This is a genomic window from Halostagnicola bangensis (assembly GCF_054653435.1).
In genome coordinates, this window is sequence record NZ_BAAIGG010000002.1 from 967145 (window position 1) to 992021 (window position 24877).

The 24877-nt window shown below is 61.7% G+C and carries 24 protein-coding genes; 14 read left to right on the forward strand and 10 right to left on the reverse strand.

All coding sequences use genetic code 11. The annotated features are described in order from the left end of the window. Window positions 1-32: 32 nt before the first annotated feature. The 4 genes from thiC to ACYQ14_RS06460 all read right to left on the reverse strand — a co-directional run bounded on the left by thiC (window position 33) and on the right by ACYQ14_RS06460 (window position 4935). Window positions 33-1529 (reverse strand): phosphomethylpyrimidine synthase ThiC, encoded by a 1497-nt coding sequence (gene thiC, locus ACYQ14_RS06445; RefSeq protein WP_459886131.1) that lies wholly within the window; start codon window positions 1527-1529, stop codon window positions 33-35. 628 nt (window positions 1530-2157) lie between these two features. Further along, entirely contained in the window at window positions 2158-2496 is a 339-nt protein-coding gene (locus ACYQ14_RS06450; protein WP_459886134.1) for a hypothetical protein, read from the reverse strand. Window positions 2497-2811: 315 nt separating this feature from the next. After that, window positions 2812-3243, reverse strand: coding sequence for a hypothetical protein (locus ACYQ14_RS06455; protein ID WP_459886137.1), 432 nt, complete (start codon window positions 3241-3243; stop codon window positions 2812-2814). Window positions 3244-3597: 354 nt separating this feature from the next. Next, entirely contained in the window at window positions 3598-4935 is a 1338-nt protein-coding gene (locus ACYQ14_RS06460; protein ID WP_459886140.1) for a S46 family peptidase, read from the reverse strand. A 191-nt stretch (window positions 4936-5126) separates the two neighbouring features. Between ACYQ14_RS06460 and ACYQ14_RS06465 the strand changes: the two genes are divergently transcribed. Both ACYQ14_RS06465 and ACYQ14_RS06470 read left to right on the forward strand, forming a co-directional pair. After that, the gene (locus ACYQ14_RS06465; RefSeq protein ID WP_459886143.1) at window positions 5127-5822 is read left to right on the forward strand and encodes a phosphoribosyltransferase; all 696 of its coding nucleotides are present in this window, start codon (window positions 5127-5129) and stop codon (window positions 5820-5822) included. A 63-nt stretch (window positions 5823-5885) separates the two neighbouring features. Continuing rightward, window positions 5886-6569 (forward strand): HD domain-containing protein, encoded by a 684-nt coding sequence (locus tag ACYQ14_RS06470; protein WP_459886146.1) that lies wholly within the window; start codon window positions 5886-5888, stop codon window positions 6567-6569. A gap of 37 nt (window positions 6570-6606) precedes the next feature. On the opposite strand, the gene ACYQ14_RS06475 is transcribed toward ACYQ14_RS06470, so the two are convergent. Then, a complete protein-coding gene (locus ACYQ14_RS06475) occupies window positions 6607-8097 on the reverse strand; it encodes an MATE family efflux transporter (RefSeq protein ID WP_459886149.1) in 1491 nt (496 codons plus the stop codon). A gap of 233 nt (window positions 8098-8330) precedes the next feature. On the opposite strand from ACYQ14_RS06475, the gene mtnP reads away from it, so the two are divergent. Both mtnP and ACYQ14_RS06485 read left to right on the forward strand, forming a co-directional pair. Then, window positions 8331-9188, forward strand: coding sequence for an S-methyl-5'-thioadenosine phosphorylase (gene mtnP / locus ACYQ14_RS06480; protein WP_459886152.1), 858 nt, complete (start codon window positions 8331-8333; stop codon window positions 9186-9188). A 94-nt stretch (window positions 9189-9282) separates the two neighbouring features. Next, the gene (locus ACYQ14_RS06485; protein WP_459886155.1) at window positions 9283-10260 is read left to right on the forward strand and encodes a M48 family metalloprotease; all 978 of its coding nucleotides are present in this window, start codon (window positions 9283-9285) and stop codon (window positions 10258-10260) included. Window positions 10261-10306: 46 nt separating this feature from the next. Here the strand turns inward: ACYQ14_RS06485 and ACYQ14_RS06490 are convergent, their stop codons facing one another. Together ACYQ14_RS06490 and ACYQ14_RS06495 are read right to left on the reverse strand one after the other, a co-directional pair. Next, window positions 10307-10690, reverse strand: coding sequence for a Zn-ribbon domain-containing OB-fold protein (locus ACYQ14_RS06490; protein ID WP_459886157.1), 384 nt, complete (start codon window positions 10688-10690; stop codon window positions 10307-10309). Between the two features lie 115 nt (window positions 10691-10805). Beyond that, window positions 10806-11972, reverse strand: a complete 1167-nt coding sequence (locus tag ACYQ14_RS06495) for a thiolase C-terminal domain-containing protein (RefSeq protein WP_459886159.1) — start codon at window positions 11970-11972, stop codon at window positions 10806-10808. Window positions 11973-12102: 130 nt separating this feature from the next. Here ACYQ14_RS06495 and ACYQ14_RS06500 point away from each other — a divergent pair, with 130 nt between their 5' ends. Continuing rightward, window positions 12103-13170, forward strand: coding sequence for a M42 family metallopeptidase (locus ACYQ14_RS06500; RefSeq protein WP_459886162.1), 1068 nt, complete (start codon window positions 12103-12105; stop codon window positions 13168-13170). A gap of 36 nt (window positions 13171-13206) precedes the next feature. On the opposite strand, the gene trkA is transcribed toward ACYQ14_RS06500, so the two are convergent. Further along, window positions 13207-14544, reverse strand: a complete 1338-nt coding sequence (trkA, locus tag ACYQ14_RS06505) for a Trk system potassium transporter TrkA (RefSeq protein WP_459886165.1) — start codon at window positions 14542-14544, stop codon at window positions 13207-13209. 154 nt (window positions 14545-14698) lie between these two features. Here trkA and ACYQ14_RS06510 point away from each other — a divergent pair, with 154 nt between their 5' ends. Then, window positions 14699-15511: a hypothetical protein gene (locus ACYQ14_RS06510; RefSeq protein WP_459886168.1), complete on the forward strand. Its 813-nt coding sequence runs from the start codon at window positions 14699-14701 to the stop codon at window positions 15509-15511. 28 nt (window positions 15512-15539) lie between these two features. Here ACYQ14_RS06510 and ACYQ14_RS06515 read toward each other — a convergent pair whose 3' ends face one another. Continuing rightward, window positions 15540-16070 (reverse strand): SRPBCC family protein, encoded by a 531-nt coding sequence (locus ACYQ14_RS06515; protein ID WP_459886171.1) that lies wholly within the window; start codon window positions 16068-16070, stop codon window positions 15540-15542. A 96-nt stretch (window positions 16071-16166) separates the two neighbouring features. Here ACYQ14_RS06515 and ACYQ14_RS06520 point away from each other — a divergent pair, with 96 nt between their 5' ends. The 8 genes from ACYQ14_RS06520 (at window position 16167) to ACYQ14_RS06555 (ending at window position 24139) form a co-directional block, all read left to right on the forward strand. Then, complete coding sequence (locus ACYQ14_RS06520) at window positions 16167-16922, forward strand: NAD(P)/FAD-dependent oxidoreductase (RefSeq protein ID WP_459886174.1); 756 nt, start codon at window positions 16167-16169, stop codon at window positions 16920-16922. Window positions 16923-16988: 66 nt separating this feature from the next. Next, window positions 16989-18224, forward strand: a complete 1236-nt coding sequence (gene coaBC, locus ACYQ14_RS06525) for a bifunctional phosphopantothenoylcysteine decarboxylase/phosphopantothenate--cysteine ligase CoaBC (RefSeq protein WP_459886176.1) — start codon at window positions 16989-16991, stop codon at window positions 18222-18224. Between the two features lie 108 nt (window positions 18225-18332). Then, window positions 18333-18899, forward strand: coding sequence for a hypoxanthine/guanine phosphoribosyltransferase (hpt, locus tag ACYQ14_RS06530; RefSeq protein ID WP_283834618.1), 567 nt, complete (start codon window positions 18333-18335; stop codon window positions 18897-18899). 86 nt (window positions 18900-18985) lie between these two features. Then, window positions 18986-20950: an ABC transporter substrate-binding protein gene (locus ACYQ14_RS06535; RefSeq protein WP_459886180.1), complete on the forward strand. Its 1965-nt coding sequence runs from the start codon at window positions 18986-18988 to the stop codon at window positions 20948-20950. Then, window positions 20947-21900 (forward strand): ABC transporter permease, encoded by a 954-nt coding sequence (locus ACYQ14_RS06540; protein WP_459886182.1) that lies wholly within the window; start codon window positions 20947-20949, stop codon window positions 21898-21900. The genes ACYQ14_RS06535 and ACYQ14_RS06540 overlap by 4 nt, the downstream gene beginning before the upstream one ends. After that, complete coding sequence (locus ACYQ14_RS06545; protein WP_459886185.1) at window positions 21893-22954, forward strand: ABC transporter permease; 1062 nt, start codon at window positions 21893-21895, stop codon at window positions 22952-22954. Before ACYQ14_RS06540 ends, ACYQ14_RS06545 begins: the two co-directional genes overlap by 8 nt. Window positions 22955-23062: 108 nt before the next feature. Beyond that, window positions 23063-23629: a DUF8054 domain-containing protein gene (locus ACYQ14_RS06550; protein WP_459886188.1), complete on the forward strand. Its 567-nt coding sequence runs from the start codon at window positions 23063-23065 to the stop codon at window positions 23627-23629. A gap of 105 nt (window positions 23630-23734) precedes the next feature. Beyond that, window positions 23735-24139 carry a DUF8054 domain-containing protein gene (locus ACYQ14_RS06555; protein ID WP_459886191.1) on the forward strand — a complete coding sequence of 135 codons (405 nt, stop codon included), beginning with the start codon at window positions 23735-23737 and terminating at the stop codon, window positions 24137-24139. A 68-nt stretch (window positions 24140-24207) separates the two neighbouring features. On the opposite strand, the gene ACYQ14_RS06560 is transcribed toward ACYQ14_RS06555, so the two are convergent. Then, window positions 24208-24744 carry a DUF7974 family protein gene (locus ACYQ14_RS06560; protein ID WP_459886194.1) on the reverse strand — a complete coding sequence of 179 codons (537 nt, stop codon included), beginning with the start codon at window positions 24742-24744 and terminating at the stop codon, window positions 24208-24210. Window positions 24745-24877: the final 133 nt, after the last annotated feature.

The window sequence follows — 24877 nt, forward strand, 5'->3', positions numbered from 1 at the left end:
ATCGGTGGAAGCGGTTACTCCCGGGGAACCGGTTACTCTTCCGACGATGTCCGACCCCGATCCCCGGCGGTCGAGTCCGTCCGTCGAGACTCGAGTTCGCCGCCGTCGGTCGCTGTCACGCCCTCTGCATCTGCTTCGAATCGCTCTACGGCCTCGGCGTCGTGGGTTCCGACCGGCGGCAGGTTCACCTCCGCGGCCGGCGAATTCTCGAGATCGGTGTTTCGCTCGAGGTCCTTCATCTCACCATCCTCGCGCGCATCTTGATCGATCCGCATCGAACAGAAGTCGACGCCGCACATCGAGCAGAAGCGAGCTTCCTTGTAGTTGTCTTCGGGAAGCGTCTGGTCGTGAGCAGACTGCGCGCGTTCGGGGTCGAGCGCGAGCGAGAACTGTTCGCGCCAGTCGAAGGCGTAGCGGGCTTCGGAAAGGGCGTCGTCCCAATCTCGAGCGCCCGGTCGGTCGTTCCCGACGTCGCCCGCGTGGGCGGCGATCCGGTAGGCCGCGAGGCCGTCGCGGACGTCCTCCTCGTCGGGGAGCCCGAGGTGTTCTTTAGGAGTCACATAACAGAGCATCGCCGCGCCCTCCTGTGCGGCCATCGCGGCCCCGATCGCGCTCGTGATGTGATCGTAGCCGGGCGCGATGTCGGTCACCAGCGGCCCGAGGACGTAAAACGGCGCGCCGTCGCAGACCTCCTGCTGGCGCTCGACGTTCTCCGCGATCTTGTTCATCGGAACGTGACCCGGTCCTTCGACCATCACCTGCACGCCGTGATCCCAGGCGCATCGCGTCAGTTCGCCCAGCGTGTCGAGTTCGGCGTACTGGGCCTCGTCGCAAGCGTCCGCGATACATCCCGGCCGGAGGCTATCGCCGAGGCTGAAGATGACGTCGTGCTCGAGGAAAATCTCACAAATTTCGTCGTAGACCTGAAACAGGGGGTTCTGCTCACCGCGGTCTTCCATCCACTTGGCCATGATCGAGCCGCCACGAGAGACGATCCCCGTTTTTCGCCCCTCGGTCAGCGGCAGGTGCTCGGCGAGGATGCCGGCGTGGATCGTCATGTAGTCGACGCCCTGTTCGGCCTGCTTTTCGATCACCTCGAGCAGGATCTCCGGGGTCAGTTCCTCGGGACTGCCGGCGCGTTTGACGGCCTCATACAGCGGCACCGTCCCGATCGGCACCGGCGAGTGCTCGACGTTCGCCTCGCGGATCCGGTCGAGGTCGGAGCCGGTCCCGAGGTCCATTACCGTATCCGCCCCGTGGTGGACCGCCGCGTGGAGCTTCTCGAGTTCTTCCTCTAAGTCGCTCGTGGTCTCGCTGTTGCCGATATTTGCGTTGACCTTCGTCGAGAACTCCCGACCGATGATCATCGGGTCGAGCGACTCGTGGTTGACGTTCGCCGGGATCACGGCCTGTCCCTTGGCGACCTGCTCTCGAACGAACTCGGGCTCGCGGTTCTCTCGCTCGGCGATGCGTCTCATCGCGGGTGTTATCGTGCCGTTGCGGGCGGCCTGAATCTGGGTCGTCGCCATCGATAACTAGGTTATATTACTAGATTATAAATCTGGTGTGGTGGTGTTTGCGTGCTGTTTGAGTGGGTTAAGTATAGCTGCGAACCGAACTTTTGCTCTGCGGGCGCGACTCCGTCGCGCCCTCGGCAAAATCTTCAAAAGAGCGCGAGCGCTCTTTTGGACTGGGCGATTCCTTCGGAATCGCTTGCAGTCGGCGCAGAGCGCCGACAACCTCGCGGAATCTTCGATTCCGCTTAGCTTCGATGAAAAGCACGGTCGTTCGAGACGGCTTTGCCGCCTCGTTGATGACGAAAGACGCTATAGTGATCCAGCAAACTTCTGGGTGAACTGAGCTGATGATCTGCCGGGAGCTGTCTTCTCTCCTCCGAACACGTCGCTCCAAATACCCCTTTCTTCTGTGAACTACTAAGCGTCTTTCGAACCACGTCACCCCCTCATTCGCGCCGTTGGCGCGGATTCGAGGGTTCCTTGGCCCGCTCGCTCACTCCGTTCGCTCGCGGGTGCTAGCGGTAAGTCCTTGTCCTGTACTGATCGCGATTTTTATTCTCAGAACTGCATACAGAAACCATACTACAATCTACTGGTATCGATGGTGGTCCGCGTCTCGAGTCCTACCCGAGCGCCCCCACTACTCGAGCAAATCGCCCCTGACCCGACACCCGCAGGGGTAGGCGTTGTGGTGGGTCGGGACGAGCTGGACGACCGCGGTGACAGGGAGTCCACATTGGGGACACTCGGGATGGGCTGACAGTTCCTCGCCGGTGACTCGAGCGCCTAGATTCGTCACGACGAGCGACACGCCCTGAACCTCAAGACGGACCTCAACCGAATTTCCGGCAGATTCGATCAGCCGGGCAAGTGCCTCGGGATCGAACTCACTGCCGAGCTGGTAGGAATCGCGAGGGACGCCCTGCTTCTCGAGGGTTCGGACGATGTCCACGACCAGATCGTCTGTTGGCGCGGTCATCGTTCGCACCCACCTCCGAGTCCATGAGCGGCGGCTAGCTGTACTCGACTTCGATTCATCTGTCGGACGGGATGTTTAAGCCCGCGGAGAAGTAATCCAATCATGGCAACCGATCCTTCGTGATTGGAAGCCACGTCTCGGGTGTCACTACCACCCGGGGCATTTCAAATACGAACGCCCCCGTGCGCGGAGTGTGTGGCTTCCATTTGATCTAACGCCCTTTATTGTCATATAACTACTATTTTCGGGCAGGAATAATGTCGTCTCGAGACGAGAATAGATGTCGACGAAAACGAATTGGCATCAGGTTCGCCTTCAATCAGAACACGCACGAACGTCCCCATCATCCTCGAGGAACTGTAACTCAACTGTCGCGCGTGTCGGAGGACTAGTCATTCTCCGACGCCACACGTTCATGATGACTCTGTTTTCGTAGGGGTCACTGAGTTCGTCCGGCCACTCTTCGAATGGAAAACGGAAGACGAACCGGTCTCCATCGACCTCGCGTCGCGGGCACCAACCCTTGAGATTCCCCTGTGGGGTAAACTCCACCGTTGACGCGCATACTGCGAGAAATTCGCTGTCCGAATCGAAATCCAGGTACTCTTCTATTTTATGTTCGTATGGTTCGATGTCGGTGTTCAGCGCATTTCTTGCCTCATCAGGTGTTGAAAATACGGCTGCTTCGAACTGTGAATCGTCCCACCGATCTTCTTCATCAACAAAAATAGGCTCCTGTGTCGTCAACCCACGGAGACCTTGCGAAGACGGAAGACGGTCGAGACAGCCAGCAACTGTGAGGGAGACCCCTGTCGCGCCAACAAGGAACGTTCGTCTGGAGGGCATAGACACCAGTAGCTAATCAGCTCATACATATCTATTTTGTCGAGTTTATATTGGAGAGAATTTACTGGAGCAGTTGGGGCTCTGTTTGCACCTACCTACTGGAAAGAGCCGAGTCGACCAGGTACTGATGCCGTAGACGGTAGAGCGGGCGCGACCTCCTGTTCAACACGCGGTCTTCCCGCCCTACGAACGACGGACGCGACCGCTCTACGAACGGCGAACGCGACCGCTCTACGAACGGCGAACGCGACCGCTCTACGAACGGCGAACGCGACCGCCCTGCAACTGGATATCCAGCCCTTCACCCTCGTCGGCGGGAACCGACACCGTCGCCGTCACCTCCCCCTCAACCGCTTCGTTCGTCGCCCCCTCGAGGTCCTCTATCGAGAACGTCTGGCGGTCGTCGTTGACCTCGAGCCAGTACTCTCCGGCGTCGGTCGCGAGGACGGTAACCGTGACGGGGACGGACTCACCCGAACGAGGGAGTTCGTCGAGCGTAATCGCGATGGGCTCGAGGTCGCCGTCGACGAACTCGAACTCGAGGGTTCGGTCGAAGGATGTCGTGTATATCGGGATCTCCTCGTCCACGAGGTCGCCGTTGCCGTCACTTTCACCGTCCGATTCTGGCTCGTCGGTGAGCAACTCGACGCCGAGTTCGGCCTCGACGTTGTTGATCTTGTTCAAGATCGTCTGCTGTGACGAACCGCCAAAGAGCAAGCCGACGAGTTCGCCGTCGTCGGAAAAGACCGCTGAGCCGCTGTCTCCACCCTCAGACATGTAGCCTGTGATGAGCTGATCCCTGAACAGGACGGGCCCGTGTTCGCCGCCGAAGTTCACCCGGACGCTCGCGTTCGTCGACTCGAGTTCGGCACTCGTGACGCCCGTCGTCCGCCCGCTCTTGGTCAGCGTCGCACCTTCGAGGTCGTCGTAGTCCCCGCGTCGGATGGCCGTCGGCCACGACTCCTCGAGTTCGAACGCGGTCGTCGACTCGTCGTCGCGATGTACCGACCGCGCGGCGACGTCGACGAGCACGCCGTCGTCGATCGGCACGTAGCCCAGTAGTTCGCCGATTTCGTCCTCGTCCAGTTCGCCGCCGTCCTGCGGCGAGGGCTGAACGATCGGTTCACCGAGTTCCGCGGCGTTCGAGCGGGCGTAGACGTGGTTGTTCGAAAGCCGCACGAGGTCGCCGTCCTCGGCGTCGTCGCTCCAGGTCGCCGCCGACGTGTCCTCGACCCGGGCGGGATACGGACCCGCCGTCGCCGCGGAGGATTCGGCATTGATCTCGCTGACGCCCGCGGGCACCGGTCGGTGGCGGTCCTGTCTGTCCTCTGCGGCATCGGGTTTCGGCTCGAGGACCGACAGCGCGTCGAAGCCGGTTCTTTCCTCGCCGTACCCACAATCGACGACCTCAACGTCGATGTCGACGCCGTCGATATCTTTGATGCGAGTCTCCACCTCGTCTTCGGGATCGAGTTCGTCGGGCGGAACCTTCTGTGAAACGTACACCGTCACGCTGTCCGCTCGCTCGTCGTAGTCGACGCCGATCACGTTCTCGCACTCGAGGAGGTACTCGTAGTCTCGCGTTGTTGGCATGGGTTCAGTTCACACACTCCGCAATAACCAACAGTTAGATCCATAGGAACATAATTGTTTGGCGGAGAGAAAACCTTCAATCAACGATAATCGGCCAAATTTGAATGCTGAACACGCACGGCCGTTCGTCGCCAGTTTCACCTCACTTAAGGGGTCGCACTTCCTCTCATCGGGCAGGAGGAGTCAAGAGAATGTCCGACTTGCCGGACGACTTCAAGTGTACAGTCACGAACTGGGACTACATCTACAGCCTGTGTCGGGACGTCAGCGACGAGGTTCGTCACGACGAGTTCGAGCCGGACGTGATCGTCGCGCTCGCTCGAGGCGGCTGGTTCGCGGGGCGATGTGTCTGCGATTTCCTGGGAATGGACGATCTGACGAGTCTGAAGATGGAACACTACGTCGGGGCCGCCCAGAAGACCGGCGAGCCGACGGTCCGGTATCCGATGCCCGAGGGAAGCGTCGAGGGCAAGGATGTTCTCATCATCGACGATATCGCCGACACCGGCGGATCGATCAAACGAGCTGAGGAGTACGTCACGGACCGCGACGCGGGCTCGGTTCGGACCGCAACGCTCCAACTGCTCGGCACCAGCGAGTTCGAACCCGACTACGTCGGCGAGCAACTCGAGGAGTGGACCTGGGTCGTCTACCCGTGGAACTTTATCGAGGACATGGTCGACCTGATCACGAGCGCAATGGAGAAGGCGGATCAGGAATCCTACACGAAAGACGACGTTCGCCACTATCTCAACCACTTCCACGAAGTCGAACGGATCGAGATGGAAATCGCCCAGCCGAACCGGCTGAGCGAGGTCCTGACCGAGATGGAACGACGCGACCTCCTCGAGATGACCGCGCCGGGCCACTGGAAACTGCTCGAGTAGTAGCCGTCTTTCCGATACGCTCCCGTTTCCTTTCCGATACGCTTCGTTTCATCAAGCACTACCATGACAGACCCCGAAGACGACTCGAATACCGAGAACGAGTCGAATACCGAGACCGAAATCGACGCCCAGCTCGAGACGATTCTTCGCGCGTTTTTGCTAAAAGACGAAGGACGGACGGGGTGGCAGCTTCGCGGCGTCGAGGACCCCGAATCCGTCGCCGGCCACACGTGGGGTGTCGCGCTTTTTTGTCTACTCTACGCGGACCACGACGACGCACCCGCGGGCGTCGATCCGGATCTCGCGCTCCGAATGGCCGTCGTCCACGACCTCGCCGAAGCCGAGACGGGTGATTTCGCGACGCGAGCTGACTCGACCGCTGACACCGTCGATCCCGGAGAGAAAGAACGACTCGAGGAGGCCGCGATAACCGATCTGCTCGAGCCGTTCGACGAGGGCGGCGACCTCCGGGCGATCTGGGACGAGTACGAGACTCGAGCGTCGCCGACGGCCCGGTTCGTCAAGGACATGGACCTCGTGGACATGTGTTTTCAGGCGGTCCGCTACGAACGCGAGGAGCGATACGATACTGGGGGCGGTTCTACTCCCGACGAGCAGTTCGCGGAGTACGAGGCGCTCGACGAGTTCTTCGCGACCGCGACGCCGCGGATCCGAACCGAGATCGGGCGGCGGCTCCTCGAGCGGGCTCGAGAGAGCTACGAAGCGGCGAGAGAAGAGCGATTGTAACGACGAGGGGCCGTTCGGCGTCCTGCGTGCCTCCCGCTCATTTTTCAGTTGCGGGTGTCGGAACGGGTTCAGGTCCTTCCCGCGGCGGGTCGTCCCGGTCGTCGTCTTCATCGGTCGTTGTATCCTCGCCATCCCCGTCGTCGACGATCGCGTTCTTCCACGTGCCTCGAGTGAACCACGCGCCGGCGGCGATTGCGCCGATGACGTCACCGACGAGGACGCCCACCCAGATGCCGGTCGTTCCCCAGTCGGCGACGAACAGCAGGTAGACCGTGACGAGCACGCGGCCGAACCAGAGCGCCACCACCGAAAAGACCAGCGCGGTTTTCGTATTGCCCGCGCCGCGGAACGCACCCAGGAAGACCTGCATGACGCCCATGAAGACGAACATCAACGCGGCGATCTGCAGGTAGGTCGTCCCGTAGGCGAGGGTCTCCGCCCGTCCGTCGACCTCCGCGGTGAGGAACACCGAGACGATCGGCTCGGGGAACAGGAACGCGATCGCTCCGGCAACTGCCATCACCGCGGCGATCACCCCCGTCGCGAGCCAGGTCGCCCGCTCCGCGCGCTCGGGCTTGTCGGCACCAAGGTTCTGGCCGACGATGGTATCCGTCGCCTGACTCATCCCCAGCGCCGGGAGAAACGCCAGCGAGATGAGGCGGTTCCCCAGTCCGTAGGCTGCTACGACTGCCGGCGGAAACGTCGCGACCATCGCCGTCATCGCGATCATCGCGAGCGAACTCATCGACTGCTCGAGCGCCGTCGGGACGCCCAACCTCGTGATCTTGGAGACGTACTTCGGCCGCGGGATCAGGTGCTCCGCCTCGATCTTCGGGCCGACATCCGTATAGAACAGGACGTAGAACCCGATCGCCGTGGCCAGCCCTCTCGAGAGCACGGTCGCGACCGCCGCGCCCTGTATCTCGAGGCGCGGAAACGGACCGATGCCGAAGATCAACATGGGATCGATGACGAGGTTGAAGATGACGCTGACGAACATCACGACCATCGGCGCGCGGGTGTTGCCGTAGCCGCGCATCAGCGAAACGAAGATGAAAAAGCCAAACAGGAACGGCATCCCGAGGAAGAACACCCGCATGTACTCCGAAGCGAGCGGGATGATCGCGGCTTCCGTTTCCGCGTTGGCGGGTAACATCGCGAGCATCGAGTCCGTGGCGAAAAAGCCGATTATGCCGATCCCGATCGCGACGAGCGTGATGAACGAGACGGTCTGGCCAGCGATCAACCCGCCCTTGCCGCTGTCCGCTCCGGTGTGCTGGGCGATCAGAATCGCCCCCGCGGCGGTAAAGCCCCCGCCGATCGAAATTAGAAAGAAAATCAGCGGAAAGGCGAGGCTCAACGCGCCGACGGCGTCGGGCGAGAGCGCTCCCAGCCAGAACGTATCGCCGACGTTGTAGGCGACCTGCAGGAGCTGAATAACCACGAGTGGCCACGCCAATAGGAACATGGGCCGGACGAGCGATCCGTCCGTGAGATCGCTCTCGCTCGAGGTGTGCTCAGAGGGCATTACGATTCGAAATAGCATGCCATCTATATGAGTGCTCGTAGCCATTGGCAACATTCCACACAGTCACACAGCAGGATTGGGTCTCACCGCCAAAACGCGGACGATCACACTGCGAAGGCAATTTGCTCAGAGGCCCGTCGATATCGGTCCGAGGGTCGTCGATATCAGTGAGGTCATAAATCGACGGACACCCAACCCGTATCGTTTTGTCAGTTGCCTCCCCACTCTGTGTCATGACGATCGGCGTTATCGGCGGCAGCGGAATCTACGAAGCACTGCCACTCGAGAACACCCGAACGGAATCAGTCTCGACGCCCTACGGCGAACCGAGCGACGACATCACCCTGGGCGAACTCGGCGGGAAGGAGGTCGCGTTCCTTCCGCGACACGGAACCGACCACCAACACACGCCGACGGATGCGGAGTACCGGGCGAACATCTACGCGCTCAAATCCGTCGGCGTCGACCGCGTCATCGCGACGAACGCGGTCGGGAGTCTTCGCGAGGACCTCCCGCCCCAAACGCTGGTCGTCCCGGACCAGATTTTCGACCGGACGAAACACCGAACTCCGACGTTCTTCGGCGACGGGATGGTCGTCCACATGGGATTCGCACAGCCGTACTGCCCCGAGATGGTCGCTCACCTCGCCGAATCCGCACGGGAGGCGACGGACGCGGAAACCGCCGAAAACGGCACCTACGTCTGTATCGAGGGCCCGCAGTACTCGACGAAAGCAGAAAGCGAATTCTACCGCGAGCAGGGCTGGGACATCATCGGCATGACGGCGATTCCCGAGGCGAAACTCGCCCGCGAAGCGGAGCTGAGCTACGCGACGGTCGCCGGCGTCACCGACTACGACGTCTGGAAAACAGATAGCGAAGTCACGCTCGAGGAGGTCCTCGCGAACGCCGAGGCCAACCAGGAGTCGATCAACGAGGTCGTCGAGCACGCCATCCGAACCATGCCCGAGGATTTCGAGAGTCGCGCGTGGTCCGCCCTCGAGGGAACGATCAACACGCCCGCCGAGTCGATTCCCGAGGAGACGCGCGATCGCGTCGAGCTCCTGGCCGGCGAGTACCTCGAGGAGTGAGCGCCTCGGGAATCCACATCGGTAGCCCGACCGGGCGCGACGAGATCGGTTCGCATCACCCCCATTTTTGACCAGCGGCTCGAATTGGGGAGCCATGCGTTCCGGACAAATGGGACTCCGACTCCGGATGATCGGTGCCATCGTCGGGCTGGGAGCTGTCACGATCGGGCTTCTCGTCGGCGTCTGGGTCGTGTTTTACTTCTCACTGCAGTTTCTTGCGATCGAGTTCGCGACCCAAATGGCGTTCGCGATGACGACGGTAACCGTGCTGGTGATCGGGTACCTCGAGTACAGACACCTCGATACGATCGAACGCTTCGCCGACGCCCACCCGGTAGCGCGAGAGACCGCACCGGAACTGTACCGAACGACGACACGAGTCGCGGCACAACTGGATATCCCGGTACCGACGATTGCCGTCTCGGAGAAAGACACCCCAGAAGCGCTGGCGGTCGGGTTTCGGCCCGGAAACGTTCATCTGATCCTCTCGCTCGGAACGATCAACGCGCTCTCCGACGACGAGTTGGAGGCGGTGATCGCACACGAACTTGCACACGTCAAAAACCGCGACGCGATGGTCATGACCGCCGTCTCGCTTCCCGTCGTTCTCGCCGACGGGCTCCGGTCCAGAATCGCTCGCGTGGAGAATCCGGGGATAGCCGGGATCGTCGTCATCCCGCTGGGATTGCTCTCGAACGTCGTCTGGATCGTCGGCCGAACGATCACGGCCCGCCTCTCGAGGGCCAGAGAGCGAGCGGCCGACCAGGCCGCCGCGGAAGTGACCGGGTCGCCGGCCGTCCTCGCCAGCGCGCTCTCCGAACTGGACACGCGTATCGCCGACACGCCAAACCGAGATCTCAGAGAGGTGTCCGGCGCCTCCTCGTTGTCGATCCTTCCCCTCGAGCCGAAAACGCTCGAGAAGGTCATGCTCGGCCCCGAGGGCGATACTGAACCCTCGTACTGGCAGCTTCGGACGCAACTCCACCGACTCGAGCGCTGGTTGTTCGACACGCATCCGGCGACGGAGGATCGGATCGAGTCGCTTCGAACACTGGAGCACAGATCGCGCTAAGAGAGAGACGGAGGAGAACGGAGCGATTACACCGACTCGACCGATCTTACACCGGTTCGAACGTCAGCACTCGATCCCCAGTCGTTTCCGAAACGGCGACCGCGATGTCGACCTCGAGGCCGTTTTCGACCTTCTCGAGGTTGATTCCGTCGACCTGCCCGGTGAGCCGAACCGGGCCGAAGTTCGCGATCGCGGTCGCGTACGGCGCGTCCTCCTCGAACGACGGCGTCGGAACATGGGTCACCGTGAACGTCTCGATCGTCCCGGTACCGGGAAGGGGGGGTTGCTCGAGTTCGGTCGACCCACACTCCGGACACACCCGACGCGGCGGAAGCGAGCCGTGTCCCTCCGAGCACTCGAGGTAGTACGCCTGATCCTCTTCGGCGGCGTCGAGCCAGTCGTCGAAACCGGCGTCTCTTGCTTCGCTCATTCGACCACCTCCAGAGTTTCACTCTGGCGTAATCGAATTCGCTCGCAAGGCTCCCTCATTCGACTACCTCCAGACGAACGGTCTGCCGTCATCGAACTCGCTCGTAGAGACTCGCTCATTCGACCACCTCCAACACGTGAACCGTCGCAGAAGCCACGGTTCCCCCCGCGTTGTGTGCGAGGGCAGTCGTCGCGTCCGCGACGGCGTCGCTGTTGACGTGTGCGCCCTCGAGCAAGGACGTGACCTCAGCGATCTGTGAGGCACCCGTTGCACCGACGGGGTGGCCTTTCGCCTTCAGTCCGCCCGAGAGGTTGACCGGCGTCTCGCCGTCGGCCGTCGTTCGGCCGTCTCGAGCCGCGGTGAGTCCCTCGCCGACGGGCTCTATGTCGAGCGCTTCGATGGCCAGGACTTCCGCGATCGTAAAGCAGTCGTGGACCTCCGCGAAATCGGCGTCGGTCGCGTCGATACCGGCGTCGGCGTACGCCTCCTCGCCCGCTTTGCGTGCCGCGGGCGAGCGCGCGAGGTACTCGCGATCGTGGAGAGCCATGCGGTCGCCGCCCTGTCCGGTGCCGGTGATCGCGACCGGGGCGTCGAGGTCGTGTTCCTCGGCGTATGACTCGCTGGTGAGCACGAGCGCCGCCGCTCCGTCGGAGATCGGACAGGAGTCGTATAGCCCTAACGGCGAGGAAACTTGGGGAGCCTCGAGCACGTCCTCGAGGTCGATCGCCCGCTGGTACTGAGCCTTCTCGTTCTCGAGGGCGTTGTCGTGGTTCTTGACGGCGATGTGAGCGAGATCTTCGTGTTCTCCGCCGTACGTTTCGAAGTACGCCTGAGCCATCAACGCGTAGGCTCCGGGGAAGGTGGTCCCCGCTCGAACCTCCCAGAGGTCGTCGGCGGCGATGGCGAGCGCCTCGGTCGCGCCCGCGGTTCCGAGGTTCGTCATCCGCTCTGCACCTCCGACGAGGAGCACGTCGTCTTCCCCGTTTCGGATCCGCTTGACGGCGTCGGCTACCGCGACGCCGCTCGAGGCGCAGGCGGACTCGTACCGCGTCGCCGGAGCCCGAACCCCCGCCGCTTCGGCCATCAACGGCCCCTGATGGCCCTGATGTTCCGAGAGTTCACCCATGAAGTTTCCGTAGAGAACACCGTCGACGTCCGACCGTGGAACACCACTGTGCTCGAACGCATCAATGCTCGCTTGCCCGAAGAGGTCCCGGCTCGTCCGTTCGGGGACGTTCCCGAACGGCGTGAGTCCGACACCCGCAACGCGTACCTCGCTCATGGCACACCATACCGTAGCGACGGGTTAATATCTCGCGGTTACCCGACCGATAGCGAACGAATAACACCGTTGACGGATCGTGCCGAGACGGTTCCTCGAGTTTATCAACTATAATCACGCAATTGCCCATATGAACGGCGAATCGATAGACATTCAGGAGTTAGTGGACCTCACGGAAACGAGTGCGGTGCCGGGGTACGAAGACAGAGTGCGAGCACACGTCATCGACGCGCTCGAGGAGAGCGTCGATCAGGTTCGGACAGATCCGATGGGAAACGTCGTCGGGACGCTCGAGGGTGGGAGTGAGCACTCGGTCGCCGTCGCCGCTCACATGGACGAGATCGGGTTTATGGTCAGCCACGTTCGCGGCAGCGAAGGCGACTTCGGGTTCCTCGAACTCGACGCGCTCGGGGGGTGGGACGCCCGCGTGCTCAAAGCCCAGCGGGTCACGATCCACGCCGAGGACGGCGATATTCCGGGAATCATTGGCTCGCCGCCGCCCCACACTCTCGACGAGGAAAAACGAGAGAAGACGCCCGAAGTCGACGACATCGCCGTCGACACCGGGCTCCGAGCCGAGGAACTCGAGGAGCGCGTTTCAGTCGGCGACCTCGTCACGATGGAGCAGACGACCAAACGCGTCGGCGAGACGGTGACTGGAAAGGCCCTCGACGACCGCGTCTGTCTGTTCGCCATGCTCGAGGCGGCGCGTCGGATCGAGGATCCGGAAGCGACGATCCACTTCTGTGCGACCGTCCAGGAGGAGGTTGGTCTCCGAGGGGCCCGCGCGCTCGGCGTCGATGTCGATCCGGACCTGGCGATCGCTCTCGACGTGACCGTCGCCAACGACGTTCCCGGGTTTTCCGAGGGCGAGCACGTGACCGAACTTGGCGAGGGAACCGCGATCAAACTCAAGGATTCAAGCGTGATCACCAACCCGAAAGTCCACCGCCGGTTACGGAGCGTGGCCGAGGATCAAGAAATCGAATATCAACACGAGATCCTCCCCGCGGGCGGCACCGACACCGCCGGCTTCCAGTTCAGCGCCGGAGCGAAACCGGTCGGCGCGATTTCGATTCCGACCCGATATCTCCACACCGTCACGGAGACCGCACACCTCGAGGATATCGCCGCGACGATCGATCTGCTGACGGCGTTCCTCGAGAGCGAAGATGGATCCCACGACTACACGCTATAACGGACGATAGCAAGGAACGGTGGCAACGGAGCGCGGTTACAGTTCCGCCGCGACTTCGCTCAAGACTTCCGTATCGACGAAGACAACGACATGGTCGCCCAACTCCACGGTCGTCTCTCCCCGCGGGGTTATCAGTTCGCCGTCTCGAGTGATCGCACCGATGACGACGCCGTCGGGAAGTTTGGAGATTGCATCACGGATCCGGTTGCCGAACAACAAACTGTCGTGATCGATCTCGAACTCGAGCACTTCCGCTCGATCGGACTCGAGCATCGCGACGTTTTCCGTGCGCTGTTCGCGAGTAAAGCGGGTAATCTCCTCGGACGTGACGAGTCGAGGATTGACGGCGACGTCGATGCCGACCGTCTCGAAGAGGTCGACGTACTCGCCGTACTCGACGACGCCGACGGTTCGTTCGACGCCGATGCGTTTCGCGAGCAACGAGACGAGCAGGTTCTTCTCGTCGCTGTCTAAGGCCGCGACGACGATATCCGACTCGTCGATGTGTTCGCGGACGAGAAAGTCGATATCGGTTGCATCACTTTCTAGCACGAGCGTCTCCGGAAGCCATTCGGCGAGTTCCCGAGCGCGTTCGTGGTCCTCCTCGATCAGTCGGGGGGAGAGCCCCTCCGCCTCGAACAGCCGAGCCGTCTGGTAACCGATTTCGCTCCCGCCGACGATGACGATCTCGTTGGCGTCCTCGAGGGTCGGTGCGGGGGTCAGCGAACTGGCGAAGCCCCGAACGCTTTCCGAAGAGCCGATGACGACGATGGCGTCGTCCGGTTCGATTATCGTCTCTCCCTGCGGAATAACGACTTCGTCGTCGCGAAAGAGCGCGGCGAACGTGAGTGACTCGAATCGATCGGCTTCCGAGACGGTCTCGCCGGCGATCGGGCTCTCGGGATCGACCTCGAACTCCGCCATCTGGACGAGTCCGCCGGCGAACGTATCGACATCGTGTGCGCCCGGGAGCCCAGCGATCTTGACGATCGTCTCCGCGGTGTGGAGGTTCGTACAGACCATGAAATCGACGCCGAACGCGCCCTCGGCCTGTTCCCAGGTCCGCAACAGCGTCGTGTTCTTTACTCGGGCGATCGTGAACGCGTCGTCAACCGTTTTTGCCGCACCGCAGACGACGATGTTCGTCTCGTCGCCGTCGGTGCTCGCGATCACCATATCCGCGTCCTCGATACCCGCCTCCTCGAGCGTTCGCCGCGTGGTTCCGTCGCCTTCGATGGCGAGAACGTCCAGCGAGTACGTGATCGATTCAACGCGCTCGGAGTCAGTATCGATGACGACGACGTCGTGGTCGGCGGCGAGCCCCGCCGCGATGTTCGAGCCGACCTCACCTGCACCGACGATAATTACGCGCACGTGAGCGCCACCTGCAACATACGAAGAGCTATTCGACGGAGGTGTAAGTCCGTTTCCATCGCTCGGGGTTGCGACGTGGAAGAGTCACCGGTCAACGCGGATCACCGACTCCCGGTGGCGCGTATCCATCGAAAACGACATGGTATTTATATGTATGATACAACGGAAGCGCATGCTCTCGTACATCCCGATACTGTTGTTTCTGTTCGCCCTCGCGGCGTTCTACGAGGGGATCCAATCGTATCGGCGCGCTCGAAGAGTGTCGGCAGTTCTCTCGGGGACGGCAGAACAACGGCCCAATGAGACGACGACCGTGAAGGGGCCGGTTTCAATCACGGAACCGGTGACCGTCGAACACGAGCCACCCGCCGAAGCCGCCCACGAGATCACTCGACCGGCTCTCGTCGCCTGGCGAGTTCGCAAGAGGGTCGGCGGCGGCAAGCACAGCACGTCGCGGTGGAAGACCGTCGAGGGCGCCCTCGAAGCTGGCAACTTCGAGATTCGAGAGGATGGTCGATACGTTCGCGTCCCCGACGACGAGTTGGCAACTGACCCGAACGACGTCGTCGATCCGTTCGGCGCGAGCTCGTACCACCTCGGTGACCCACAGATCGAAGTTCGGCTCGGTGAACCCGATAGGATCACGAAATTTCTCGAGCACATACGACTCATCGGGGAGGACAGCCTTTTGAGTGGCGTCGGCGTTTCGCTCAGCGTCGGGAGCAGGACGACGACGCCCGATGAGTATCAGGCCCTCTGCATCTCGGAAGGCGACGAGATCGCAGTTTCGGGGAAACTAATGGAAGGCGAACGCGATCCGGTGCTCCGAACGAGCGACGAGTCATCAATCATCGCTGGCGACAACGTCGCGAGGCGGGCGAAAAAGTGGCGGTATCGAGCCCTGAGTCAGGTCGGTCTCGGTGTCGTTTCGATCGGCTGTGCCGAGGTACTCTCGAACGTCTTGTAAGGGGGCGAAACCGACTGTCTGGGGCACCTCACGGCGTCTCGTGAACCGCGAGTTCGACCTCACGTGGCTTGCCCTCGATATCGGTGACGAGTCGTTGGACGACCGTCCGAGCTTCCTCGAGTAGTCGCGGCTGAACCTTGTCGATCACCCAATCGAGCGAGACGAACCGGGGAAGCGAAATCGCGTTGCTGTCCGCCGAGTGGGGGTCGTACACCGCCTCGAAGTAGATCCGACTGGCCGTTTCGACGCCGTCGGGAGCGGCTTCGGGCTCCGACTCGACCCGCCACGTTCCGCGAGCGTCGATATCCTTGCGAAGCTCCCACTCGAGGGAGTGGGGATTGTCGACGGCGACAACCTCCGAGCGGGCGGTGTAGCCGAGTTTCCACCAGGCGAGCCGAAGGTCGTAGATCGCGCCGACGCCGCCCGCATCGCCCTCGCGGCGCTTGCGAACGGACTCGAGGTGTTCCGTATACCGCGGATACTCGGTGAAAGCGACGACGTAGGGGAAGACGTCCTCGGGCGGACGGTGAACGACGGTGCTGAGGAGGATCCTGTCCACAGTGTCACTATGGCCGCGCTGAACGTAAGAATTTCCGTATAGTCGCGATTCGAAGGAGTCACTAGCTTTCTATACACCGGACGAAAACACCTGACTATGCGAGACATTTGTATCGTCGGCGGCGGCGTCGCCGGACTCGCCGCATCGATCTTCACCGCTCGAGCAGGGCTGGATACCATCGTCATCGACGGCGGAGAATCCATCCTCGCCCGTAACGCCAGCCTCGAGAACTACCCCGGCTTTCCGGACGGAATCGATGCACGGCGGTACCTGCGCCTCGTCCACGAACAGGCACAGAACGCGGGCGTCGAAGTCGAACTCGGACGCGTCTCGAGCGTCGAGCAAATCGACGAGACGGATCCCGAATCGGGGTTCGTCCTCGAGACCGAGGGCGGCGAGCCGATCGAAGCCCAACGGGTGATCGCCGCCTCGTGGTCCGACAGCGAGTACCTTGTCCCGCTGGACGTGGGTCGAATCCAGCGCGGGAGCAAACACTACGTGAGCGTCGACGAGGACGGACGAACCGCGGTCGAGGGAGTCTACGCGGCGGGGCGTCTCGCCGGCGAACCACACCAGACGATCGTCGCCGCCGGCCACGGCTCGAAAGTCGGGCTGACGGCGATCCACGATTCGGACGTCAACTTCTATCACGACTGGGTCGTCCCCGAGGGATACTTTACCGGCCGCGACCGGGACGTGCCGCCGGGCTGTGAAGAGATCGACGACGAGGAACGGCTTCGACGGGACGAAGCGGCCCGAGAGACGATCCTCGAGGCCTTCGCGGAACCGCTCGAGGAGAAGCCGACGATGCATCCCAGCGTGGATCGGGAGGAGGAGAACAGCGGTCTGTAGCCACACGTGATAACGCCGGTCATCCCTCGCTACGCTTAACATACCTCCCCCAAGAAAGACAAACGAATGCTCGAGGGAGTCAACGTCGCGCTCGGGGTGTCAGGATCGATCGCCGCCGTCAAGACGGTCGAACTCGCCCACGAACTGCGACGTCGGGGTGCCGAAGTTCGTGGCGTGATGACCGACAGCGCCCGGGGGATCATCCATCCGTGGGCGCTCGAGTTCGCCACGGAGAACGATGTCGTGACGGAAATCACGGGCGGCGTCGAGCACGTCGAGTTGTGCGGCTACGATGGCTGGGCCGACGTCCTGCTGATCGCGCCGGCGACGGCGAACACGGTCGGAAAGATCGCCGGCGCCGTCGACGACACGCCGGTGACAACGTATGCGACGACCGCGCTGGGAGCGGATACGCCGGTCGTCATCGCCCCCGCCATGCACGAACCGATGTACGACCATCCTGGCGTCCTCGAGGCGATCGAAACCGTCGACGACTGGGGCGTCGAGTTCGTCGATCCCCGGATCGAGGAGGGAAAAGCGAAGATAGCCAGCGAGGAAGCCATCGTCTGTGAAACCGCTCGAGCGGTCGGCGACCGCTCGCTCGAGGGCGAACACGTCGTTGTCACGAGCGGCGCGACCAGCGAGTCGATCGATCCCGTCCGAGTGCTGACGAACCGCTCGTCGGGACGGATGGGACGAGCCGTCGCGCGAGCCTGTTACGTTCGCGGCGCGGACGTGACGCTCGTCCACGGCGTCGTCGGGCCACAATCCATCGCTCGAGCATCGGCGATCGCCGGCGCGTCGGCGGCTACCGACGGCGGAGCCGAACTTCCGTATGCCGCCCTCGAGCAGGTCCAAACCGCCGGGGAAATGCTCGAGGCGACGATCGAGCGCTGCTCGACCGGCGACGCGCTCGTTTCGGCGGCGGCGATCGGCGACTACACGGTCGAGTCGAGCGCCGAAAAGCTTCGCTCCGGAGCGGACCGAACGCTCGATCTCGAGCCGACGGCGAAGGTGATCGACGAAGTCCGGGAACGATATCCGAATCTCCCGATAGTCGGCTTCAAGACCGAAACGACCGGCGACGACGAGGCGATGATCGAAACGGCGCGAACGAGCCTCGATCGCACGGATCTAACGTTCGTCGTCGCGAACGACGCGAGCGTTATGGGCTCGGATCGGACCCGCGCACTACTAGTCCACGAGGAGAACGCGGCGCGCTATGAGGGAACAAAGGCCGGACTCGGCGGCGAGATCGCCGAATCACTCGCCGTCGTTCTCGAGAACGGAGCCTCGATCTGACGAGCTCCCGATCGAACGCCAGCAGTACTGAATTATCGGTTCTTCAACTGATCCCGCCGGTGACCGAGGGATCGTCAACTTTTACTCCCTAACCGACCCATCCACGACATGGATCAGTTACAACGGTCGTTGCTCGAGGCCCCGATTATCGAGAAAGAGGGTTATCATTACTTCGTGCATCCGATCAGCGACGGCGTTCCGAAACTCGATCCCGGCCTCCTGCGAGAGATCGTTATTCGGATTATTCGGAAAGCGAACCTTGAGGAGGTCGACCGTATCGTCACGCCCGCGGCCATGGGTATCCATATTTCTACTGCGGTGTCTCTGATGACGGACATCCCGCTGACGGTGATCCGAAAGCGAAAGTACGGCCTCGAAGACGAAGTTGCGATTTCCCAGCAGACCGGCTACTCGGAAAACGAGATGTACATCAACGACGTTCGCGAGGGCGAGCGCGTCCTCGTTCTCGACGACGTGCTCTCGACCGGTGGCACGCTCGCGGCCGTCCTCGAGGCCCTAGACGGTATCGGTGCCGAGGTAATCGACACGGTTGCGGTCATCAAGAAAGTCGGCGGCGAGAACAAAGTCGCCGATATCGACCATCATGTCAAAACTCTGATTAACGTCGATGTCGTCGACGGAGAGGTCGTTATCGTCGACGAACAAGGAGACTGATCACGGTCCCGAAAATTCGGCCGACGGAATATTTAATTCGATTTGAAACAACAACAGAGTGTGTATCCGAGTCACATGGTTGAGTCATGAACCAATGGGACAACCGGTCATCGAAGGCCCTAACTCGTCGCCAACTGCTCTCCGGGATCGGTTCGGCCGTCGTTGTAACCACGGCAGGCTGTCTCACCGAGGACGACGAAGTGTCGTTTCCCCTCGGGGTTCAGTTAGAGGTCGATACGGACAACAGCGACCGACTCGAGTGGACAGCCGCTATCGCCCAGATGATGGAGAGCACCGGCTACTTCGAGGTCGATGTCGAAGAGCATGATTTCGACGATTTCCTTGAACGGGTTTTCGAAGACGACTACCCCCAGTACGGACACGTTCCGTTTCTCAGCCTTTCGGGGACCTTCAATCCGGAGAGTTACTGTGACTCGCTCCACGGGACGGCGAACCGGGGGCAATGTTGCAACCTGAACGGACTCGGATACGACGAACTCGACGAGCTGATCGATCGCGCCCGATTCGGAACGGATGTCGCCGATGACCCCCAACTCCGGGAACGGCGATACGACGAGGTCTGGCACGAGTTAGCCGAGTTCCGGGGAAGCTCCATCATTACATTCCTCACAGAGGAGTACGTTCGACGGGCGGCCGTCCGCGGGTTCTCCCCGTACCCGTTTTCGGAGTGGACGCTGAAATATGCGCTCCACTCTCCGTCAGAAGAAGTCTTGACCTGGGTAGATCGGAACGCACAGCGCCCGGCTGAGACTGACTGGTCGGACTACCAGGAAGGTGGCACGCTTCGGTACGGAATCGGTGCGAACATCAGTTCGTTCGATCCACCGTATAGCACAGATACACACTCGGTGGCGGCACAATCGCTTATTTTCGAAGGGCTAACCACGATGGATGCTGAGGGGAACATCTATCCCTGGCTCGCAAAACGGTACGAGGCGTTAGACGTCCAAGATATCGACCGCAGGGCGTACGAACCGTATATGACAACCGTCCCGACCGACGAGAAAGGCGTTCTCGAGTTCGGCGAGGGCGGCCCGGTGCAAGCGGTCGCGGTCCACCCGGACGACGACCGAATCGACGACGACGAGGCTCGCATGCTCACGCCCGAGGGCGCAGCCGACGCGGTCGACGAGGGCGTCTACGGAATGCAGTACCGATACCACCTTCAAGAGGGCGTCGCGTTCCACAACGGCGAAGAACTGACCGCCGACCACGTCGTTTCGACGGTCGAGCGGTACGAAAACTCCGACATGTCATCGCAGACGTTCGATTCGGTGCTCCACGTCGATGCCGTCGACGAGTACACCGTCGATATCTACGCGCAGATTCCGGACGCCGAGGCCGAACGAGAACTGCCCGGTTTCGAGATTCACGCGCTCGAGCAGGCGGATCTGGGGGCCAACGAAATCGATCCGCTCGAGGGAGAAGCACCGATCGGGACCGGTCCCTACGAGTTCGAGGAGTTCGAAGACGGACAGTACTTCGTGGCGACAAAAAACGACGGGTACTGGCTCGAGGAGAACGGGCTCGACGCCCTCGAGTGGTACGACGGCCCCGACGGGTTCCCCGCCGGGCCCGTAATCGACGAGATCGACATCGACATCATCTCGGACGATTCGACTCGGAGCGCCGCCCTGCAGAACGGAGAGATCGACGTGACGTTCGGGCTCGTCTCTTCGACGCTCAACGAGTACGACTCGGACGACGGTTATATCGTCGATTCGGTCCAGAGCGGCGGCTATCAGTTCTTCCAGTATCCCGTCACCGTCGAGCCCTGGGACGACCACCGACTCCGAAAGGCCGTCAATCACCTCGTTCCTCGAGAACAGATCGTCGACGAAGTCCTCGACGGCTGGGGAGAGCCGGCCTGGACGATGCTCCCGGAACTCGCACACGGGACGGGCACGGCCGATTACGACGCGCTCGAGTCCGAGCTTCGGGAGAAAAACGCGTTCGATCCGGACGCCGCAGTCGAGTTGATAGAGGAAGTCATCGAAGATCGCGGGTACGACTCGAGCGTCCAACAATGAGCCTTCGACGGTTTATCGTTCGACGGCTGTTGCTGATCGTTCCGATCCTCTTTGGCGTCTCGGTGATCACGTTTTCGCTCGTTCATCTGACGCCGGGCGATCCGATTAGCCGAATGGTCGCCCAGAACCCAAACGTGACACCGGCCGACGAGGCGCAACTTCGCGCACAGTACGGCCTCGACGGACCGGTCTGGGAGCAGTACCTGACCTGGATCGGAAACGTCGTAACCGGAGACCTCGGCGATGTCTACGGGACGAACCGAACGGTCTCGGAAGTGCTTTTCCTCCGGCTCCCCGAAACCGTCGCACTCGGCGTCTTTGGCTGGCTATTTGCCCTCGGCATCGCGATTCCGACCGGGGTGTACGCCGCCGTCCGAAAGGGGACGGTCGGAGACACCGTCAGCCGCGTCGTCGCCCTGTCGGGGGCGTCGGTTCCGAACTTCTGGCTCGGACTCCTGTTGATCCTCGCGTTCGTTCTCTGGGCGGGGTGGTGGAACGTCCAGCCACCGCGAGAACCGCTCTATCATCCGTCGATGCTGTGGCACCTGATACTGCCCGGAATTACGGTCGGGACTGCCGCCTGCGCGTCTATCATGCGAGTGCTTCGGAGCTCGATGGCGGAGGAACTGAACAAGGAATACACCACCGCAGCCAGGGCGAAAGGACTTCCGGAGCGCCAGGTCGTCTACAAACACGTTCTTCGCAACTCGCTGAGCTCCGTGGTTACGCTCGTGGCAACGTTGACGGCCGGCATTGTCGCGGGCGCTATCGTCGTCGAGGTCGTGTTCGCCTGGCCCGGGCTCGGACAGGAACTCGTCGAAGCGATTCACGGCCACGAGATTAACCTCGTCGTAGCGATCACGCTGTTTACCGGCTTGTTCGTCGTCCTCTGTAACCTACTCGCGGACATCATCTATGCCGTGCTCGATCCGAGGATCAGATATGAGTAAGGGACGAACCGAGCGCGGCCGAATACGGATAACCGGATTCGATACCGAGCCCGTCACCGATCGGGAGAATTCGAACGATCCGGCGGAACTGACCGATCGGGGGAAGAAAACGCGCACCGAATCACCCCGGCGCTGGCAACGCGGAGTGTGGCAATTCAGTCGAAACCGTTCGGCACTGATCGGTCTCTGCATCGTCGTCTCGATGTCGATCGTCGCGATCCTCGCTCGTCCGATCGAGATCTGGGGCGTGACCGTCCAGCCGGTCTCGCTCGCGCCGTATCCGCCCTCGGATATCCTCTGGCTCACGCACGACGTCTCGCCGTACGATCCGCCATCCGTCACACATCCGATGGGGATCGACGGCGAAGGTCGCGATATCTTCTCGAGGGTACTCGCCGGCGGTCGGTACAGCATCTCCATCGGCCTCATCGTCGTCCTGATCACGAGCACAGTGGGAGTCGTGTACGGCTCGATTTCGGGGTACTACGGCGGATGGATCGACGAGTTCCTGATGCGTCTCGTCGATATGATCCTCGCGTTTCCGGGGCTCGTACTCGCGCTTGCTATCGTCGCGATGTTCGGAAGCGGCTACTGGCAACTCGTGATCGCGTTCTCGCTGTTCGGGTGGGCGAGTTACGCTCGACTCATCCGCGGGGAAGTCCTGAACGTCAAAGAATCGGAGTACGTCGTCGCGGCGAAAGCGCTCGGAGCCGGCGATTTATCGATCATATTCCGACACATCGTCCCGAACGCCATCCCGCCGGTGATCGTCCTCGCGACGCTCAACATCGGAACGGTCGTCATCGGCGTCGCCGCGCTTGGCTTTCTCGGCCTCGGTCTCTCGCCGGCGACCGCGGAGTGGGGGACGATGCTCGAGGGCGCTCGAGACTCGATCATCCACGGGCCGGGGGGCGACGTTCGCTGGTGGGTAACGGTCTTTCCCGGCGGCGCGATTTTCCTTTTCGTGCTGTCGATCAATCTGATCGGCGACGCGATCAACGATACGCTCGATACTCGAGAATCCGATACAGCCGCGCGAAACGAGTTGCGGTGACGGTCCTGAAAAGGAGGAACCGAAAACGATCACTCGATATCTGTCTGAACATCCTGTTCCACCGCGAATCGTCGAATGACTTTTTGTGATAGACACACAGATGACAGTATGTCTGATTCTGACTCGGCGGCCGACCGGATCGAGTACCGGAAACGGAACGCCGTCGACCCCGAGACGTTCCTTCTCGACCTCGAGGTCGTCGAGCCGACCGAACGGGGCGAGAACCTACGTTTTGCTCCCGAGTTCACCGAGCGGATCGAAACGCAACTCGAGTGCGTTCGTGTCGACGGCGTCGAGACGAGCGACGTCGCTACAATGTTCGGAGCGAACAAGGACGACGTAACGGATCCCGGTCGGGAGTACACCGCGTACAAGATCCACGCGACGGTTCGAAACTGGCCGTCGGACGCGGCACTCGAGTTGGACGTCGCAACCGACAGGGAACTACAGACGGAAACCGACCGCTGGGCCGACGTTCCGGGCAGACAACGGTACAACATACTCCAATCGCTTCGGTCGTTTCACGACGAGTGTCCGTTCTGCAACGGCGAGGTTTCGATCAGTGACGAGACGGTCGAATCCTGCTGTGGCGACCTCGAGGTCGTGACGGTCAACTGTCGTGACTGCGGTCGGCGATTGCTCGAGTTCTCTGCCGATGCCGTTCCGGACGCGTGATGGCTCCGGTTGAGACCGACTTTTGTCGCGACGTGGCCGATGGTGTCGTGGCCGATGGTCCGATTGGGAACAACGTTCATACCGAGTCAGGAGAGATACGTAGCAATGGGTTTTAGAGACCTGCTCGAGCGGTTCCGCCGACCCGAACACACCGGATCGAACCGGTGTACTCCGTGTACGATACTGAACGTCGGGGTCGCAATAGGGCTCGCACTCGCGGCCGCGGCAGTCGCGCTGTCTACCAGCGGACGATCCGCCGCAACGGCTATCGGAGCGGTGATAGCCGCACTGTCGGGAGTAACGATTTACCTCCGCGGATACCTCGTTCCGGGGACGCCGCGGCTCACGAAGACCTACGGCCCGGACTGGCTCCTAAAGCGGTTCGGAAAACAGACGACGGGTGTCGACGACGGCGCTGATGTGGATCTGGCGTTGAAGGGTGTCGCCGCGAGGTCGAACACGGACGACGAACGCGAAAGCGACGTAACCGGCGATGAGACCGCCGAGTGACTACTCCCGCGACTGAAGTCGCAGATGTTCCCCTTGGGATCCGATAAGAGTCGCGTTCCGAATCCGATTCACGGCGAAATACGGACGGTCGTTTCGTCGTACAACCCGTCTCGTTTCGGGTTGTCGACGTTGATAGCCGCGCTGATCGTGTACTCACCTTCGGCAGCCGGCTCCCACTCCCGGTTGGATACCTGAAACAGCTGCGACCAACGTTTTCGAAACCGGACTCGTTCGCCCCGATCGAAGTGTAACTCGCCGCTCCTGTCGGGCGGGTCCCTCGTCTCGACTCTCGAGGCTTCCCGAGCGCCGTCGACCGACCACGTCCAGCGAACGGGCGAACGCGTTCTGATCGTGATCGGAATCGGCAACGCGTTTTTCATCGTCACCGTAAACGGGATCGGCGTATCGGGGCTAAACTCGGTCTTTGGCGTCCTAACGCGCACCGAAACGGCACGGCGGCGGAGCAGATGCGGAATCAGACGCTTACTCCAGGCGGACCCGTTGACGGACCGCATCGCCTGGGGACGCTCCGAGGACGAGTTCTCGTTCGGGGAGAAGTGATCGTCGTCCCGGGAAAGTGCATCCGACTCGTATATCCGGCGCATTACCGAATAATAGTGGTTAGAACACCTAAATTGTTCCGAGGGCCCATAGGATCGGTTGTCAGTCATTTCCGGCCAGTTGCTACCCCGCTCTGTTTGCTACCCCGCTCTGGCGACAAACCGGTACACAGGGACA

Bases quoted from the DNA above. Each gene is read 5' to 3' on its own strand.
- thiC (WP_459886131.1), bottom strand. From the start codon at position 1,529: ATGGCGACGACCCAGATTCAGGCCGCCCGCAACGGCACGATAACACCC.
- ACYQ14_RS06450 (WP_459886134.1), bottom strand. From the start codon at position 2,496: ATGACCGCGCCAACAGACGATCTGGTCGTGGACATCGTCCGAACCCTC.
- ACYQ14_RS06460 (WP_459886140.1), bottom strand. From the start codon at position 4,935: ATGCCAACAACGCGAGACTACGAGTACCTCCTCGAGTGCGAGAACGTG.
- ACYQ14_RS06465 (WP_459886143.1), top strand. From the start codon at position 5,127: ATGTCCGACTTGCCGGACGACTTCAAGTGTACAGTCACGAACTGGGAC.
- ACYQ14_RS06470 (WP_459886146.1), top strand. From the start codon at position 5,886: ATGACAGACCCCGAAGACGACTCGAATACCGAGAACGAGTCGAATACC.
- ACYQ14_RS06475 (WP_459886149.1), bottom strand. From the start codon at position 8,097: ATGCCCTCTGAGCACACCTCGAGCGAGAGCGATCTCACGGACGGATCG.
- mtnP (WP_459886152.1), top strand. From the start codon at position 8,331: ATGACGATCGGCGTTATCGGCGGCAGCGGAATCTACGAAGCACTGCCA.
- ACYQ14_RS06485 (WP_459886155.1), top strand. From the start codon at position 9,283: ATGCGTTCCGGACAAATGGGACTCCGACTCCGGATGATCGGTGCCATC.
- ACYQ14_RS06490 (WP_459886157.1), bottom strand. From the start codon at position 10,690: ATGAGCGAAGCAAGAGACGCCGGTTTCGACGACTGGCTCGACGCCGCC.
- ACYQ14_RS06495 (WP_459886159.1), bottom strand. From the start codon at position 11,972: ATGAGCGAGGTACGCGTTGCGGGTGTCGGACTCACGCCGTTCGGGAAC.
- ACYQ14_RS06500 (WP_459886162.1), top strand. From the start codon at position 12,103: ATGAACGGCGAATCGATAGACATTCAGGAGTTAGTGGACCTCACGGAA.
- ACYQ14_RS06510 (WP_459886168.1), top strand. From the start codon at position 14,699: ATGATACAACGGAAGCGCATGCTCTCGTACATCCCGATACTGTTGTTT.
- ACYQ14_RS06520 (WP_459886174.1), top strand. From the start codon at position 16,167: ATGCGAGACATTTGTATCGTCGGCGGCGGCGTCGCCGGACTCGCCGCA.
- coaBC (WP_459886176.1), top strand. From the start codon at position 16,989: ATGCTCGAGGGAGTCAACGTCGCGCTCGGGGTGTCAGGATCGATCGCC.
- hpt (WP_283834618.1), top strand. From the start codon at position 18,333: ATGGATCAGTTACAACGGTCGTTGCTCGAGGCCCCGATTATCGAGAAA.
- ACYQ14_RS06535 (WP_459886180.1), top strand. From the start codon at position 18,986: ATGAACCAATGGGACAACCGGTCATCGAAGGCCCTAACTCGTCGCCAA.
- ACYQ14_RS06540 (WP_459886182.1), top strand. From the start codon at position 20,947: ATGAGCCTTCGACGGTTTATCGTTCGACGGCTGTTGCTGATCGTTCCG.
- ACYQ14_RS06545 (WP_459886185.1), top strand. From the start codon at position 21,893: ATGAGTAAGGGACGAACCGAGCGCGGCCGAATACGGATAACCGGATTC.
- ACYQ14_RS06550 (WP_459886188.1), top strand. From the start codon at position 23,063: ATGTCTGATTCTGACTCGGCGGCCGACCGGATCGAGTACCGGAAACGG.
- ACYQ14_RS06555 (WP_459886191.1), top strand. From the start codon at position 23,735: ATGGGTTTTAGAGACCTGCTCGAGCGGTTCCGCCGACCCGAACACACC.
- ACYQ14_RS06560 (WP_459886194.1), bottom strand. From the start codon at position 24,744: ATGCGCCGGATATACGAGTCGGATGCACTTTCCCGGGACGACGATCAC.